General features: G+C 46.1%; 10 protein-coding genes. 2 read left to right on the forward strand and 8 right to left on the reverse strand.

What is annotated here, in order from left to right; all coding sequences use genetic code 11:
• Window positions 1–119 precede the first annotated feature (119 nt).
• Both VRU48_RS09270 and VRU48_RS09275 read left to right on the forward strand, forming a co-directional pair.
• Entirely contained in the window at window positions 120–2,378 is a 2,259-nt protein-coding gene (locus VRU48_RS09270; protein WP_330107643.1) for a tetratricopeptide repeat-containing sensor histidine kinase, read from the forward strand.
• The gene (locus tag VRU48_RS09275) at window positions 2,375–3,019 is read left to right on the forward strand and encodes a response regulator transcription factor (protein ID WP_330107644.1); all 645 of its coding nucleotides are present in this window, start codon (window positions 2,375–2,377) and stop codon (window positions 3,017–3,019) included. The genes VRU48_RS09270 and VRU48_RS09275 overlap by 4 nt, the downstream gene beginning before the upstream one ends.
• 197 nt (window positions 3,020–3,216) lie before the next feature.
• Here the strand turns inward: VRU48_RS09275 and VRU48_RS09280 are convergent, their stop codons facing one another.
• The 8 genes from VRU48_RS09280 to VRU48_RS09315 form a co-directional block, all read right to left on the reverse strand.
• Window positions 3,217–5,508 carry a GH92 family glycosyl hydrolase gene (locus tag VRU48_RS09280; protein WP_330107645.1) on the reverse strand — a complete coding sequence of 764 codons (2,292 nt, stop codon included), beginning with the start codon at window positions 5,506–5,508 and terminating at the stop codon, window positions 3,217–3,219.
• 28 nt (window positions 5,509–5,536) lie between these two features.
• Complete coding sequence (locus VRU48_RS09285) at window positions 5,537–6,205, reverse strand: basic secretory protein-like protein (protein WP_330107646.1); 669 nt, start codon at window positions 6,203–6,205, stop codon at window positions 5,537–5,539.
• Between the two features lie 13 nt (window positions 6,206–6,218).
• Window positions 6,219–8,447, reverse strand: a complete 2,229-nt coding sequence (locus VRU48_RS09290) for a GH92 family glycosyl hydrolase (RefSeq protein ID WP_330107647.1) — start codon at window positions 8,445–8,447, stop codon at window positions 6,219–6,221.
• A 1-nt stretch (window position 8,448) separates the two neighbouring features.
• Window positions 8,449–9,870, reverse strand: coding sequence for a glycoside hydrolase family 125 protein (locus tag VRU48_RS09295; RefSeq protein WP_330107648.1), 1,422 nt, complete (start codon window positions 9,868–9,870; stop codon window positions 8,449–8,451).
• Between the two features lie 54 nt (window positions 9,871–9,924).
• Window positions 9,925–10,812: an ROK family protein gene (locus VRU48_RS09300; RefSeq protein ID WP_330107649.1), complete on the reverse strand. Its 888-nt coding sequence runs from the start codon at window positions 10,810–10,812 to the stop codon at window positions 9,925–9,927.
• A 44-nt stretch (window positions 10,813–10,856) separates the two neighbouring features.
• Entirely contained in the window at window positions 10,857–13,121 is a 2,265-nt protein-coding gene (locus VRU48_RS09305; protein ID WP_330107650.1) for a GH92 family glycosyl hydrolase, read from the reverse strand.
• 22 nt (window positions 13,122–13,143) lie between these two features.
• Window positions 13,144–15,312, reverse strand: a complete 2,169-nt coding sequence (locus VRU48_RS09310) for a hypothetical protein (protein WP_330107651.1) — start codon at window positions 15,310–15,312, stop codon at window positions 13,144–13,146.
• 86 nt (window positions 15,313–15,398) lie between these two features.
• Window positions 15,399–17,219, reverse strand: a complete 1,821-nt coding sequence (locus VRU48_RS09315) for a RagB/SusD family nutrient uptake outer membrane protein (protein ID WP_330107652.1) — start codon at window positions 17,217–17,219, stop codon at window positions 15,399–15,401.
• Window positions 17,220–17,228 lie beyond the last annotated feature (9 nt).

Consider the following 17,228-nt stretch of genomic DNA (forward strand, 5'->3'; position numbering starts at 1 on the left):
AGCTGCGCAAATCAAGCTGAGGGCGAAAACTTAAATCTTTATTAATTTGTGCCTTAATACTTTAGGCATTATTGATTTTGGTCTAGCACAATACGCAATTATTGTTATTTTAGAGGCAAATGATACGCTTCAAACCCCCTCTGTTAATTTCGGTTTTTATACTGGTCTTTTGGATAAGCCCTTATCAGCCAGCCATCGCACAGGTAACAGACCGTCTTGTTCCGGTTAAAGACATTGCCGAGCTGAAGCAAATGTATCCATCGGCAACTAAAACGATGTTGCTATTGAACCATGCGCGCAACCCAAGGACGATTTACAGCGATGAGCTAAAAACTTTACTGGAAGAAGCACTTGCCAATGCCCAACAACTTGAGCGCGACGACCTCATTGCAAGCGTTATTGCCACACAGGCCATGGCGCAATTTACGCTTGGCAACCAAGAGGCCGCATTTAGCCTGATTAAACAAGCCGAAACCTATTTGCCGAAACTACCCGACCCAATGGCTGTCAACCTGCTTTCAGACCTCTCGCGGATGTACAACAGGGTTGGCAACAATGAAAAAGCCGCAAACTATTATGATAAAATAGAAGCATTGACGAAAGACAAGCCACAGTTTCTCTTTCCGAGAATAACGAACCTTAGGAACCGCTCTAATCTTGAGCTTAGACTGGGAAACCCCGAAAAAGTCAGGCAAAACTACGAACTGGCATTAAGCTTGGCCAAGCAAAGCAATAATCCTTCGCTTTTAAAAGACACGAGATTTGCCTATGCCCACATGCTGGTCAACCTTCATCAGGAAAAAGAAGCCTTTGCTATTTTAAAAGACCTTATTCCTGATTTAGACAACAACATCAACGACCGTACCGTACCCTTTTTTGAAATTTTATCGAGAAACTACGAATCGACCGGCGATTATAAAAATGCCTTTTTGTATGCCGAGAAAGCCTATAACCTGCCCACGGCTACCAATCAGCAAAAAGGCCTTAATATCAACCGCATGCTGATGCTGGCTTTTCTGTTAAAAGACTTTAGCCATTTCGACACCTACTTTGCCGCGCACCAGCAATATGGCATGGACCCAAACAACCTGCATTCAAAAAAATTCTATCAACTGGCCGAAAGCAGGTATTATGATGCTAAAAACAAAGTAAAATTGGCCAAGAACAGCTATCTGAAAGCCTATCGATTAAAACTGGGCAACCAAGAGGCCCCAGTTATTGACGTAGAAATCTTAACCGGACTGGCCAATTTATATGCCCGAACCAACCAACCTGATTCGGCTGCTTTTTACCTGAAAATGGCCGATGGCATTCTTAAAAAATACCCTTTACCTCCTAATACTCGCCTGCTTTATACCAATACGCTGAAAAATTTAAATCAGCAAAATCCAAAATCCCAAGACACGCTCATTAAAAACTTGGAGCAGCAGCTCCATTTGCAAGATACGCTGCGCCAAATGGCTTTGAGCAGAGCAACTGGCGAATTGGAAACCAAATACAAAGTACACGAGAAGGAACAGCAACTAGCCTTGGCCAAAAAACAGCAAGAAATACAAAAGCTGGAACTGCTACAGCAAAAACAACGCAATTGGACTATTTTTATCGGCTCGACGGTGGTGGTACTGCTATTGAGTGGCCTCGCCTATATTTTATTTCAGCGCAAAAAACAAGCTGGCATTTTGCATCGGACCACCTTGAGCAACCTCAAGCAGCAACATCAGCTCGATTTGATGAATACGCTAACCGAAGCACAGGAGCAGGAGAAAAAGCGCATCGCCACACAGCTGCACGATGAGGTTGGCGCCATGCTTTCTATCGCCAAGCTCAACATCAATACCTTAAACGAAGAAGTGTTTATAGCAGGGTCTGAAGCCACCCAAAAACTGGAAGTAGCACAAAACCTGTTGGGCAACATCAGCGAAACCGTGCGCAACATCAGCCACGCCTTGATGCCCATAGCTTTGGAGAAATATGGCTTCAAAGCTGCCATTCTGGATTTGATTAGCGCGATTAAAACAGCCAACCGCTTAACCGTAGAGCATGTAATTGAAGGATTTGAGCATACCGAAAAATGGCCGCAGCAATTTACGCTGAGTACTTACCGCATTATCCAGGAAATACTGAACAACGCCATAAAGCATGCCGAAGCCAAGCATTTGTTCATCCAGCTGATCGAACTGGAAAACAGCCTGACCATTTATATTGAAGACGATGGCAAAGGCATTGGACAAGAAAGCGACACCACTGCCGGTGCAGGCATGAAACTGTTGCAAACCAATATTGCCTACCTTTCGGGCAAACTCGAAATAGAAGGCAAGCCCAACGAAGGAACTTTTGTATTAATTGAACTCCCTATCCCCCCTATCAAGCTACCATGAAAATCCAATTGATACTCGCCGACGACCACCCTGTTGTACTGCATGGCATCAAAGCGCACTTTGACAACGACGAGCGTTTTGAAATCATAGGCATGATGAACAATGGCCTCGAGCTCTTAAATTCGCCTTTGCTGGTTAAGGCCGACATCATCCTGCTCGACCTGAACATGCCTGGCGTGGATGGGTTAAAAGCCTTGCAGGAATTAAAAAAGCGGAAAATCAAAGCCAAGATTATTGTGCTTAGCAATTACCATTCTCCAGAACTGATTAAAAACACCAAGGCCAATGGGGCCAGTGGCTATATTGTAAAATCAGACGAACTGCACAAATTAGCCAATAGTTTGCTGGCTGTGATGGACGGCAAGGAAAGCTTTCCAAATTTCAATCCGAAAGAACCCAACGAAAGCCCTTTCTCCTTTTTCGACGATTTTCTGAAAAAACACAAGCTCACTAAAAGGGAAGTGGAAATTATCAGGCTGGTTTGCCAAAATTTGCGCACCAAGGACATTGCCAAACGCCTATACCTTTCAGAATTTACCGTTCATACGCACCGCAAAAACATCATGCGCAAATTGGATCTGTCAGATTCGACCGTAGCGCTTTATGATTTTGCCTTAAAGGCGAATTTGATTAATCCTTAAGACTAAAGAGCAAAGCAGAAGAATAAAAGAGGTTGAAGGTAGAGGGCGGAGGGTTTTAACTACATACTCCCTCTCCTTTAGTGCAACCAAATGAAAAGCGGATGATATTAGAGTAATTAATATGGATGCCAAAATAAATCAGCTTGACAAACTGGAAAACACTTGCGAAGTTTTAAAAACTTCGCAAGTGTAATTGGCTATTTCGCCGTTGAAAACGAGTAAGGAAACGAATTCTCGCTGGTGCCTCTTGTTTTATTTGGCGTAGCCGACATGCCAAAATCCAATACAGCTCCTTTTTGCAGGGCCGAATGGCTGAGCCAGTTTTTATCGTAGCTGGCGCCATTTACTTTTAGGCTTTGGATGTACCTATTGTCTGCGCTGTTTGTTGGCGCGTTGATGACAACGGTTTTGCCGTTCTCCAAATTCAAGGTTACCTTTTTAAACAAAGGCGCACCAACTACGTATTGGTCAACCGCTGGTGTAACCGGATAGAAGCCCATTGCCGAAAACACATACCAAGCCGAAGTTTGGCCGTTGTCTTCGTCGCCACAATAGCCATCGGGCGTGGCATGGTACAAGCGGTTCATGGCTTCGCGTACCCAATATTGTGCTTTCCAAGGAGCACCACCATAGTTGTACAGGTAAATCATGTGCTGTATCGGCTGGTTACCATGTGCGTATTGGCCCATGTTGGCAATCTGCATTTCCCTGATTTCGTGGATAACACCACCATAATAGGTATCATCAAAGATTGGAGGCAGGGTAAATACCGAATCCAGTTTCTGTACAAATTTCTCTTTGCCACCCATAAGCTTCGATAATCCGGCAATATCCTGAAACACCGACCACGAATAGTGCCAGCTGTTGCCTTCGGTAAAGGCATCGCCCCATTTAAACGGACTAAACGGCGATTGGAAAGTACCATCCTGGTTTTTGCCACGCATCAGGCCACTTGCCGGATCGAACAAATTCTTATAATTCATCGCCCTTTTGGCATAAATGCCGATTTCGCTTTCAGGTTTGCCCAAGGCTTTGCCCAGTTGATAAATGGCAAAATCATCGTAAGCATACTCTAAGGTACGGGCAGCGTTTTCGTTGATTTTTACATCGTAAGGCACATAACCCAATTCGTTGTAATACTTCACGCCTTTACGACCTACTGCGGTCATTGGACCTTCGTTGTTGGCACCATGTTTTACGGCCTCCCAAAGGGTTTCGATATCGTAGCCACGAATGCCTTTGATGTAGGCATCGGCCACTACCGAAGCAGAGTTGTTGCCAATCATGATATCGGCAAAACCCGGACTGCTCCATTCGGGCAAGAAACCGCCCTCTTTGTAATCGTTGATGAGGCCTTCCTGCATCTCTTTGTTGATAGACGGATAAACCAGATTCAAGAAAGGATATAAAGCCCTAAACGTGTCCCAAAAGCCGGTTCCAGCAAACATATAGCCTGGCAAGATCTTGCCATTATACGGGCTCCAATGCACAATTTTGTTGTTGGCATCAATCTCGTACAATTTGTTGGGAAAGAAAAGCGTGCGGTAAAACGACGAGTAGAAAGTACGGGTTTGATCAACCGTACCGCCTTCAACGCTAATGCGACTCAAGGTTTTGTTCCAAATGGCTTTGGCCTTGGTTTTAGTCGCATCGAAGCTATCGTTGGCCAATTCTCTTTTCAGGTTCAATTCGGCCTGCTCAAAGCTGATGAAAGACGAGGCTACCTTGGCATGCACTTTTTCGCCATTTTTGGTTTTGAAACCAATGACGGCACCGGTATGATCGCTTTGCAGTTCCAAATCTGTTGCATTTAATTTATTGCCCGACCAAGTTTTGGCAATGGTAAAGGCTTTGTCGAAATAAATGACAAAGTAATTCTTAAAATTGCTCGGCAATGGTCCACGGGCATATTTTGAAGTATAGCCAATAATCTTGCGTTCTTCTGGAATAATTTTGATGTACGAGCCTTTGTTCAGGGCATCGACCACTACAAAAGCGCTATCGGTTTGGGGATAGGTAAACCTAAACTGCGCTGCCCTTTCGGTTGGCGTAATTTCGGCAGTTACGTTCGCATCGGCCAGGTAAACGCTGTAATAGTATGGCTTGGCTACTTCGGCCTTGTGGGTAAACCAACTGGCACGGTCGTCTTCAGTAAATTTCAGCTTTCCAGTAACAGGCATGATGGCAAACTGGCCATAGTCGTTCATCCAAGGCGATGGCTGATGCGTTTGCTTAAAGCCGCGTATTTTATCAGCATCGTAGGTATAAGCCCAACCGTTGCCCATTTTTCCGGTTTGCGGGGTCCAGAAATTCATGCCCCATGGCACTGCAATGGCCGGATAGGTATTGCCATTAGACAAATCGGGCTTTGATTGCGTACCCATTAACGGATTGATCCATTCTACAGGATCGGTAATCTTGCCTACAGTTTGCGCCGAAAGCCCCAAACCTGCAAGTACCAATGTAGCGGTGAGTAGTTTCTTGATCATTTTTAACTATTGAGATATGAGAATTAGGTTAAGCATTCGGATTGGCGGCATAAGCAGCCCAAAGTTCATCAACGGTTTTGCCGGTCAGGTCTTTCCAAACAGTCTCCTTGTAGGTATGCGTACGCATAACGTTGTCCAGTTTAACCACAATGCCTTTATGGCCGTGCGTTTCGAGCCAGTTTAAGAAACGGGCGGTAATGCGGTAGGCATTTTTATAGCTTTGCTCTGGCTTAAACGGGGTTAAGGTCCAATTGGCACCCGGATTGTCGACGCCATATTTAAAGCGTACATAATCGGCAATGCCTTCGGTTAACCAGCCTGGTCCGCCACCGTTGCCATAGTTTTGTACCACGTGCATTACCTCGTGGGTTACCACATCGATATCGCCTGGGTGTTTGACAAACCACTCGGGATTGTACACAATACGGCCGCCACCTGTTGCGGCTACGCCTTTGTAAGCCGTATCGATGCTAAAGGTTACGGCTTTATCGGCATTTTGGTTAAAGTCTTTGGCCAATACCGGATAAACCTTGAAAAAAGTTTCGATCATGCGTTGCTTCAAGGCCGGATCAAAAGAAGCCGAATTGCTCAAAAAAGTGAGGGTGTAGCCTTTTCTGGTTATCGTTTCGGGATTTTGGGCCCTTACACCAACCGCCGTTAAAACGAGCGCCAAACCTGTTAAAAATGTTTTGTTCATTGTGCTGTTATGTTTAGGGATTATAGTTTAAAGCCGATGGAGGCAAATTGGTGCTGCCCCACGTTTTGTTGGGCAAACTGCCCATTTGCAGAGTCAACACCCCTCCGTTGGTCAATTCTTGATGCGTAAACCACGAACGGTTCAAAACCTTGCCGTTTAAGGTAGCGCTTTGGATGTATTTGTGGGTAGCCGAATTGTTTTTGGCCAACACCGTAAAAGTTTTGCCGTTATCGAGTTTGATGCTCATTTCGTTAAACGTAGGACTGCCGATGCTGTAAACCGGAACACCAGGCGTGACCGGAAAGAAGCCCATCATCGAAAATACCACAAAAGCCGTCATACCGCCCCCATCTTCATCACCCGGAATGCCAAACAGGTTATCGGTGTACCAGGTGTCTAGCAGCATCTTGATCCGTTTCTGCGTTTTCCATGGCGCACCCAAATAATTGTAGAGATAAGGGATATGGAAACTCGGCTCGTTGCCCATTACAAATTGGCCTACCAAGCCCGTGGCATCGGGGAAAGTATACCACAAATTGTATTTGCTCCGGCCGAGGCTGGCCCTAAACAAATCGTCGAGTTTTTCTTCGGCTTTGGCCTTGCCCCCCATGAGCTGGAAAAGCCCAGCTAAATCGTGTTTTACATCCCAGTTGTAGGTATAGGCATTGTTTTCGGTAAAGTATTCGCGACCGCCCTGTCCGCCAGAAAACTTGGGATCGAAAGGTTCTATCCAATTGCCTTCGCTGTCTTTGGGCCAAACAAAGCCCTTGTCTTCGCGAAATACGTTTTTATAGTTGGCGGCACGTTTCAAGAACAAAGCCCTATCGGCTTCGTTGCCACTTTTGCTGGCCAATTGCGCCAAGCACCAATCGTCGAAGCTGTTTTCTAAAGTAACCGAAACGCTTTGTCTTTTTTCAAAGCCATGCACTGTGGCAACGGTTTCCTTTTCGCCGGGTTTGAGTGCGGGCATGTAACCTTTTTCATTGTAAAATGTATCAAGCGATGTAGCCTTGCCATTTCTCCAAGGCAATAAAGTGGCTTCGAGCGAGTTCTTTTTAATGCCTTCGTAGGCTTTTTTAAGGTCGAAGCCACGAACTCCTTTTTGGTACGAATCCAAGAACCAAGCGGCCGCGTGATTGCCCGTCATGCAGGGATTATCGCCAAACACCAACGCAAAAGAAGGCATCCAGCCACTCTGTTCGTACATCTGTACATACGAATTGAGCTTATCGCCCTCCATTTTAGGGTTCAGAATGGTTTGCAAAGGTTCTAAAGCGATGTAAGTATCCCACAACCAATTGTCGACAAAAAACGGACGGTTGGAACTGTGCACCTGATGATCGTAGGCGCTGTAATATTTGCCGTACTCGTTAATATCGACCATGCGCTCGTAAGAACGGTACAGCGAAGTATAAAAAACACGTTTCTGTGCAGTAGTACCTCCTTTTACGTTCACCTGCGAGAGTACTTTGTTCCAAGCCGCAGTAGCTACGCTTTGCAATTTGGCTCTGTCCCAGCCGGTAATTTCCTTGTTCAAGTTTTCTTTGGCCTGCTCAATACTGATGAAAGATACGCCATATTTAAAGGCCACTTTTGATGCCTGCCCTTCGATTTTAATCAATGCGCGTTTTTTGCCTTGTCCGTTTTGATAGCTGATGTCGCCCAACGCTACGTTCGTTTCGGCGTAGAAATAGGCTTTCATCCCCTGAAATTCTTCAACGCCACTAAGGGCATGCTTGTTTTCAAGGTTGATTTCGCCATTGTTTAAAATGTTAAAACGTAAATAATGCGCCTCTTTAGTCGCAAAAGCAAACTCAAAAAAACCGGCTTTGGCGCCAGGTGTAAAACTGATTTTGGTACCGTTATCTTCAAGCAGTCCGTTATAAGAATCGGGCCTGATCTGCTCGTTGTCGGAAGTAAATTTTTGGCCCCAAGCCTGTTCGTTAATGGTACCCGAATAAGGCATCAACCCGAACAGCCAGTTTTGGCGGTGCGAAGAAATGGTAAGCGGAAAATAGGCAATCTGATCGTCCAACTGGTCGGCACGTGCCGGAAAAACCCGCACCATGCTGTTGGGCAAATGCACTGCCGGCCTGGTGGGCTCTAAGATAAGTCCAACGCTGCCGATGGTTGGATCTACATACTGCAAATTGCTAGGTTGCTGTGCAAAACCCGAGTTAGCTCTTAGCAATAGCGCCACTGAGAGCAACAAGCCAGCTATTTTTACCGATTTCAACTTCATTTTATTTCAATAAGGCTGGTTTTTCGTTGTAAATTTTCCATAAAAATTCGCCAAACAAGGTATTTGCCCAGGCAAACCAGCTGCGCGTAAATTTGGCAGGATCGTCTTTATGGAAACTCTCGTGCATAAATCCTTTGCCAGCATGCGTACTTTTCAGCATGGCGATACATTTTTTGATTTCGGCATCGCTTACCGAGGTAATGCCCTGCAGGGTAATCGCCATTGGCCAAATCATATCGGCCCCCGCATGCGGACCACCCACACCTTCGGCCGCCTTGCCTTTAAAGAAGAAAGGATTATCGGTTGACAGGATAAACTTACGCGTGTTCTTATAAATCGGATCATCTGCTTTGATAGCACCCAAATAAGGCATCGACAGCAAGCTAGGCACGTTACTATCGTCCATTAAATAGGCACTGCCAAAGCCATCTACCTCAAAGGCGAATATTTTGCCATAAATCGGGTGGTCTTTGGTGGCATATTTTTTCAAGGCCGCTTCTACTTCATTAGCTAAAGCAGTTAACCTGCCTGCCATGGCGTTATCGTTATACAAGGCGACAAGCATTTCGGCCGCTTGCCTTAAGCTGCTTACTGCAAAAAAATTAGATGGAATGAGGAACGGATAAATGGTGGCGTCATCGCTTGGGCGGAAGGCCGAACAAATCAGCCCCACCGGTTTTACCGGGAAACCATAGCCTGCCATGGGCAACGAATCGGTTGGAGCCGTAGTTTCGCGCTGAAAATGGTACGGTCCTTTATTGTCTTTACGTTGCTGTTCTACAAAGGTTTTATAAATCAATTCGATGGCTTTTTTCCAGTCGGCATCGAAAGGTGATTTGTCGCCTGTTTTTTTCCAGTAGTTGTAGGCCAAACGGATGGGATAGCACAGCGAATCGATTTCCCACTTGCGCTCGTGCACACCGGGCTTCATATCGGTTTTATCGCTTTTCCACTCACCCACTTTATTCGGGTCATTGTAAAAGGCATTGGCATAAGGATCTTTTAAAACGTAGTGTGTTTGACGGTTGATGACGCCGGCGATCAGATCCTTTAGTTTTGGATCTTCGTTTACAAACTGCAGGTACGGCCAAACCTGTGCCGAGCTGTCGCGCATCCACATGGCGTCAATATCGCCAGTAATGACGTAGGTATCGGGTCTGCCGTTTTTTACCGAATAGGTTACCGTGGTATCTAAAGTGTTGGGGAAGCAGTTTTCGAACAGCCAGCCCAATTCCTTATCGGCCACATGTGCCTGAAAAGTTTGGATGGCTTTGTCTACAGATACGCTCGTAAAGTGGCGCTTATCGGCAGCTACCCTAACTACCGGAAATTCGGGTGCCAAAACCGAAGCAAAGGAAAATTTTGAAGCCAGTACGCCGGCTCCCAACAATCCTGTGTTCTGAATAAATTTTCTTCTTTTCATAGCTTAGATTTTTGTTTTGTGGCGCGTGGTTCGTGCGCCTTTATTTTTTGTTGATTATTTTTCTGTTTGATGGATTTCCAGATTCCAATTACTGGCTGCGCCAATTAAAGCGGCATGTTCATTCAGCTCCGTTAGCTTAATGGGTATATTCAGGCCCTGCTTGCTCAGCCCGATATTTAAGCTCAACGCAAAGAGATCGAAAGCCTGCGCAATATTCCCTCCTAAAATTACCACTTCGGCATCATGTTTTTTAATAATCGGGGCTAAAAATTGAGCCAGGTTGGCCCCAAATTCTACAAATACCTGTTTGGCCAAAGCATCGGCAGCTACCAGACCGGCCAATTCCTTTACGCCGTCCAAACTTTTGCCAGTCAGTTCGTTGTAACGCCCCACAAACCAGCGGGTAGAAAGGTAATCTTCGGCTATGCCATCCAAAAACGCCGAATCCCACAGTTCGGCATCAGAAGCTGCGCCATTGATAGAAAGCGCCGAGCCTAATCCCGTGCCTAGGGTTAAACCGAGTACCCGGCTATGGCCCTTGGCTGCACCGCTAAAGACTTCGCCCTGCATAAATCCGGCCGCATCGTTCATAAAGTGGATGGCCGTTGGCTTCAATTGCAGGCGCTTGGCCAATTCTTCTTTAATGTTGACCAAGTACAGGGCATTGAATTTATCCTGCTCCTTGATCAGCGAGATGCCGTTTTCATAATCGAACGGGCCAGGCATGGCAATGCCGATGTATTTTTCGTTTCCGTTGGCACTTGCAAAAGCAGCTTCAATTACATTGCACCAGGCTTTTAGGATAGCTTCTTTTTCTTGTTTAGAATTAACCGCATTACGCTTTATCGACTTTTCAATTAATGTTCCTGTTTTTAAATCTACCAGTGCAGCCGTAATATGCGAGCCACCTATATCAACACCCAATACAGCAGGTTTTTCCATTTTTATTTGTTTATTATATTCTTCTTTTCGCTTACTAAAACCTTTTACTTAGTAAGCGAAAAGGGTTTATCTTCTTTATGCAGCCCCCTGTTCGTGGCTGGTTTGGTATCCATTTCTAATTTCAGTGTCCCTCCACTAACCAAATCGGCATGGCTAATGTAATTGTGCGTATAGGGCTTGCCATTGAGGGTTGCAGACTTAATGTATACATGAGATGCGTCATTAGCCGGTGCTTCAATTACAAATTTTTTCCCGTTTGCTAAAGTAAGGGTTATTTTTTTAAAAAGCGGACTTCCCAATACATATTCGCCAGTGCCGGGGGTTACGCTGTAGAAGCCTAAAGCACTGAGTACGTACCACGACGAGGTTTGGCCCTGGTCTTCGTCGCCGGGATAGCCGTTCTCGGTGGCATTGTAAAGTTTTTTCATGACCTCGCGGGCGCGAAACTGCGCTTTCCATGGCTCATTGGCATAATTGTACAAATAAACCATATGCTGAATGGGCTGATTGCCGTGGGCGTATTGCCCCATATTGGCCATCACCATCTCGGTCATTTCGTGGATCATGCCTCCATAAGTACCCACATTTACCTTGTTGGGTTCGGTAAAAACCGAGTCGAGTTTGGCCGTAAAATTTTCATTACCTCCCATTAAATTGATGAGGCCTTGAATGTCTTGGAACACCGACCATTGCCAATGCCAGGCATTGCCTTCGGTAAATGGGCCACCCCATTCGGTAGGATCAAACTTCGGCGTCCATTGGCCATTGGCATCTTTGCCACGCATAAAACGGGTTGCCGGATCGTACACGTTTTTGTAGTTGTACATTTGACGAGCAAACACCGATTGGTAAAAATCGTTGCCGCTTAGCCGGGCCAATTCGTAGCCACAAAAATCGTCGTAAGCATATTCGAGGGTTTTGGCAGTGGCTTCGCGATATTTGGGATAAGGCACATAGCCTAGCTCAAAGTATTCCTTCCAGCCATCGCGGCCATTGGCCGGACCCCATGGGCCTTTGTTCATGGCTTCGTGCGCATAGGCTTCCAAGGCTTTTTTCGGGTCGAAAGTTTGAATGCCCTTTGCCCAGGCATCGGTAAACAGGGAGATGGCATGGTTACCAATCATGCTGCCTGCTTCGCTCGGAAAAGACCACGAAGGCAACCAGCCACATTGTTCGTAGGCATCGAGCATGGCTTGCAGGTATCGGCCGTGCATTTCGGGATGGATCAAGGTATTTAAAGGGAATTGCGCCCTAAACGTATCCCAAAATCCGGTATCGGTAAACATGTAACCAGGATGTATTTTGCCATCGTAAGGGCTGAAATAATAAGGCTGTCCATCTTTGCCGATTTCGTAAAACTTGCGCGAAAAGAGGCTGGCTCTAAAAAAGCACGAATAAAAGGTAGCGATGTCTTCTTCGCTGCCACCTTCAACCAAGATTTTGCCCAGCGCTTTATTCCAAACCGCAGCCGCATTGGCCTTGGTTTGTTCCAAGGTTTTGTCCTTGCCCAGTTCTTGTTGTAAATTGAGTTCGGCCTGCGTAGCGCTAATGTAAGATGAGGCTACCTTGGCCTGCACTTTAACGCCAGCCATAAATTCGATGTAGGCGCCTTTACCCAAACCTTCGGCCGTGGTTGAATCAGTTTTAACAGTATTGGTTTTGTTGTCCCAAGTACCATAAGCTTTGATTGGCTGGTCAAACTGAATAACGAAATAGCTCTTCCAACCTTTTTTAAAGCCTTCGCCGTTGTTGACATAGCCGGTAATTTTTTGTGCCTTCGGGAAAATCTGCACGCCACTCAATCGGGTATAGCCATCGAGTACCAAATAGCTCTTTTTGCTTTTGGGATAGCTGAACCTGAGGTGTGCACCACGCTCGGTTGGTGCAATTTCGGTAGTGAGCTGGTTATCGAAAGTTACCTTGTAATAATTGGGCTTAGCCACTTCGTTTTGATGGCTAAACTTGGCCTCGCGCTTGTTTTCGTCAACCACCAATTCATCAACCATGGGCATGAGCGAAAAAACGGCATAATCCCTGGTCCATGAGCTGCATTGGTGTGCCTGCTGAAAGCCTCGGATCTTGTCTTTAAAATATTGGTATTTCCAGCCATCGCCATTTTTGCCGGTTTGTGGCGTCCAGGTGTGCATGCCAAAAGGCAGCGCCGTGGTTGGATAGGTATTGCCTCGGGTAAGTTCGTGTTTGGAGTTGGTGCCCTGCAAAGTATTTACATAGCGCACCAAATCTCTTTCTTGCGCCGTTACGCTGGCGATGGCACAAGTCATTAAAAAGCCTAATAGTTTGAGTTTCATGTTGTGTGTTTGTGTTGTTGTATTACCAGTTGATATCGACGTTTACGCCTTCGCTGTAATTGTCGAAGCTCAACAAAAGGGTCTTAGACTGTTCGTCCCAGTCATTCTTAAATAGCTCGAGGTCTTTGCCGTTTAACTTGGCCGCTACCTGTTTTGGTTTTTTGGGCAGCAAAATGCGCATGGCGTTAACGGTATTCGATGGACTCTTGATTACAAAAGCATAGCTATTTTTGGTGATTTTAACAGTGGAGTCATCCAAACGCCCCGCAGCGGCCAACACTTGAGGCGTATTTTTGGCCGTAGCCTTGTTCACATCGTATAGGTAGGCCTGGGTGTTTGGAGCCACGGTTTTTTGGTGCAGTATAGGTAAAGCAGGGTCGAATAGGTCGATGAAAGTTCCGGTTAAGGTTAGGGCTTCGTCGTTGCTGGTTTCGTTTAAAACGGCAACCATTTTGAATGGTCCACGATCGAGCACAAAGTTGTTTTTGAAGAGGAGTTCTCCCGCATGGGCATCTGTTTCATAGGCGTTTTTCACGTTGGCCAAGAAATCGGCATCGCCATTGGCTTGCATCACCAGTTCTTTGGGGTCTTTGCGGACGATGAAAACCTTGCCCTTGCCCACCCCGTATTCGGTATGGTTATCGTTGGGGCTCAAGCCAAACAGTTTGAACAAATGCTGCGAAGGTGCCGTAAAATTGTTGCCATTGGTATTCCACCACTCTTTGATGTTCTGAAAAGGATCGTTGTCACGGCCGTAATAAAGCAATACGCCTCCGTTTCTTACCCATTTGGCCAATTCTTCGTGGTAACTGGCCGATAAGGGCTTCATGTTGGCATAGCTCATGATGAGTACCTTGATGTTTTTCAGCGTATTTTTATTAGCCAGGTTTTCTAGGTGCACGGTTTCTACCGGGATGCCTTTTTTGAGCAAAGGAATAGCCATGCCATAAAAATTCGACAAATAGGGATCGTCATAACCGGCATGGGTTGGAAAACGCTGAAACATCATCGAATTGGCCAACAACACGCCAATGCCATGGCTGCCGTTCAATTTGTTGTTTGACAAAGGCATTTGGTTGAGCGAATTGACCATGACCTGCATTTGAGTGGCATAGGCCTTTGAAATAGGCTGTTTTTCTTTTTGTCCGGCTACGCTGAATTTGCCGTTGTAAATGCGGTTTGGCCAAGGCATCACTTCGTAATTATCAACCATGGGATACAAGAGCTTGGCGGTAAAAGTGGCTTCGTAATTCACCTTGTAATCGTCCCAGCTACGGGCGCGGTCTTCTATCGGGTCAGTTAAAAAGAAGATCTTTCTGCCAGTCGGGGCCGTCATCGAAACCATCGAGCCATATTCCAAGAAAGCATTTTCGAATACCCTTTCTTTTGCCTTGCCGTTGTAGTAAACCGGTTCTCTCGAAGTGCCCGTCCACACCTGCGCAATGTAGCCATCCATGCCTTCGAGGTTGGCCAAGCTAGCCTCCGGACTTACAATCTGCCATGAAGAATAGTTGATGAGCGAATGTGTAGGCACATAACATTTTACCCTTTTGCCCAAGCTTTCGCTGTAGCTTTTTACATAGGCAAAAACCTCTTTCAGGGCATTGAAATAGAGTTGATATTTTAACTTGGAAGAAAGATAGGTGGCTTCTGGCGATTCGTGCTGGGCCATCCAAGGCGAGCCATAGTAGTTTTGCCATTCTTTTTTAAAGGCCTCGCCATAACCTGCGCGTGCCCAAAACTCGGGTTCTTCCAAATAAATGGCGCTTACGCCGGCATCGATGGCACGTTTGACATGGGTTTTCATATAAGCCAGAAAATTGGCCGACGGCACAATGTAAGGCACGTTTTTGCCATGCCAAATGGTTTCGCCGTTGCGCATGACCTGGCCTTCGTCTAGATGGTTTTTGCCATCCCACTCGCCTAAAAAGTAGTCCTGATATTGGCCCCAGGCAATTCCGGTCATAAACTGTACTTCGTAACCTTTGTCGCGGTAGCTTTTTACTCTTTCTTCAAAATTGCCACCGGCGTCGTTAATGCCGTATACCATGGCAATATCCGAACGCACATCATAATTGGCGCTCCAAGGCGCTGCGACCTGAAAAGAGGTTTTCTGTTTCGATTTGTTTTGTGCAAATCCGTTGGCCGATACGAGCAGCGCAACGAATAAGATGCCCATTAGCTTTTTCATAGCATTAAGTTGTAGGGATGAACAATTCAAATCAAGGTAGTGCAATCGCTCGCACTACCTGATCAATTATTAAGATTGGGAATAATTTACCAGCCTGGGTTTTGTACCATCAGGTTATCTGCATTCACATCCTTAGCCGGAATTGGAAACAGGTAATGCCTTTTGGTGAATGTTCGGGTTTCGAAAACGGTTCTTTGGAAGAAGTCTGGCAGGTTTTTGGTGATGTTCAAGCCATACATCGGTCCGTTATCGGTTGTTTCGGCAATTTTCCATCTTCTGGTGTCAAAATACCTTACGTTTTCAAAAGCCAATTCAGACCTGCGCTCTTTCCTGATGGCATCGCGCATAGCCGCCTGATCAACTGGTACCGGAATTTGTCCTGCGCCACTGCCGTACTCCGGAATACCTGCCCTGTTTCTGATCTGGTTCAGGTAAATTAAAATATCAGGATCGCCTGGGGTCGATTCGTTCAGCGCTTCTACATAATCCAAAAACAGGTTGCCTACGCGGTACAAAATTACCGGACGGTTGCTTTCTCTCCAGTTGCCCAAGCCCATGGCTTTTCTTACGGCATAACCGGTAACGCTATAGTCGTTGCCTCCGGTTGCCTTGCCCGAGTTGCCGTTGTTGTTAAACTGGGTCACTACGTTGCCAAAATTGGTATTTAGCCACACACTGTTGTGGTAGGTGATGTTTACATAGAAACGTGGCTCGCGGTTTACCCATTGGTTGTAGGTATCGGTAGCAATGGGACTACCTGGAGCCTGATACATGGTGGTTCCGGTTTGTACATAGCCACCCAGCGGATCGTCGATACTGCGGCCATTGGCCATAAAAAAGGCATCGACCTGATTTTGCGTTGCACCCAAACCGGCCGAACCTCTTACCTCCGAGTTAAATCCGTTGTGGTAAGGGGTCATCTCGTATTGACGGGCCTCGATAGAAGATTCGACGCGCATCATGATGATTTCGTTGTTGAAACGATCAATAAAGATATCCCTGCACGACAAGTACGGATCGAAAACACCCGACGAGTTGTTTTTTCTAAACAAACTGTAAGTGCCTGGCACAAACTGGGTGATATAGGCTTTGTAGGCATCAGATGCTTTTTTCCATTTGTTCACATCGTAGGTTTGGCTGATCAACTGCTTGCCGTCCTTGTTTTTTAGGCTAGCCAAATCGGTATTGCCATTGTAGAGCGGACTTGCCGCCAACAACAAAGCCTGTAGTTTGTAGCTTAAGGCCATGCCTTTGGTAATGCGGCCATAGTTGTTGTCGTTGGCCGGATTGGTTGGCAAATTGGCCGCGGCGGCGTCCAGCTCGGCAACAATGTAGTTGATGCACTCGTCCATGCTGCTGCGTGGCAACCTGATGCTTTCGGTTGGGGCATCTGGTTCGATTACGTTTTCGCCGATAAGAACCACCGGGCCGTACATACGCACCAGGTAAAAATAGTACATGGCCCGCAAAGCCCTGGCTTCGTTTTTATACTGCGTAACCAATTGAGGCGTAATATCCTGGGTTACTTTGTCAATATTGGCCATAAAGAAGGTGGCCGAGCGGATGCCCCTGTAAAAGTTGTTCCAATAATCGTTTACAAAACCAGAGTTCGAATCCCAGCTGCCGATGTTGATGTTATTGCACTGGTTAAAGCCCCAAACCCATTCTGCCTCGTCAGACGAACCTGTCCATACCCCTGCATTACGGCCGGTATTGGGATTGCGCTGGCCAAACTCGTCGGGGATTTGGCTGTATACGTTGTTCAGGAATTTTTCGGCGGTTGCCCTGGTTTTAAAGGTTTCGTCAAGGGTAAGCCTATCGTTAGGCACTTGGTCTAAAAAACCTTTTTTACATGATGTAGCCAGCGTTAAAGCCAGTACAAGCGAAAGATATATATACTTTTTCATGTTCGTCAA

This window comes from Pedobacter albus (assembly GCF_036324255.1).
Lineage (GTDB): Bacteria > Bacteroidota > Bacteroidia > Sphingobacteriales > Sphingobacteriaceae > Pedobacter > Pedobacter albus.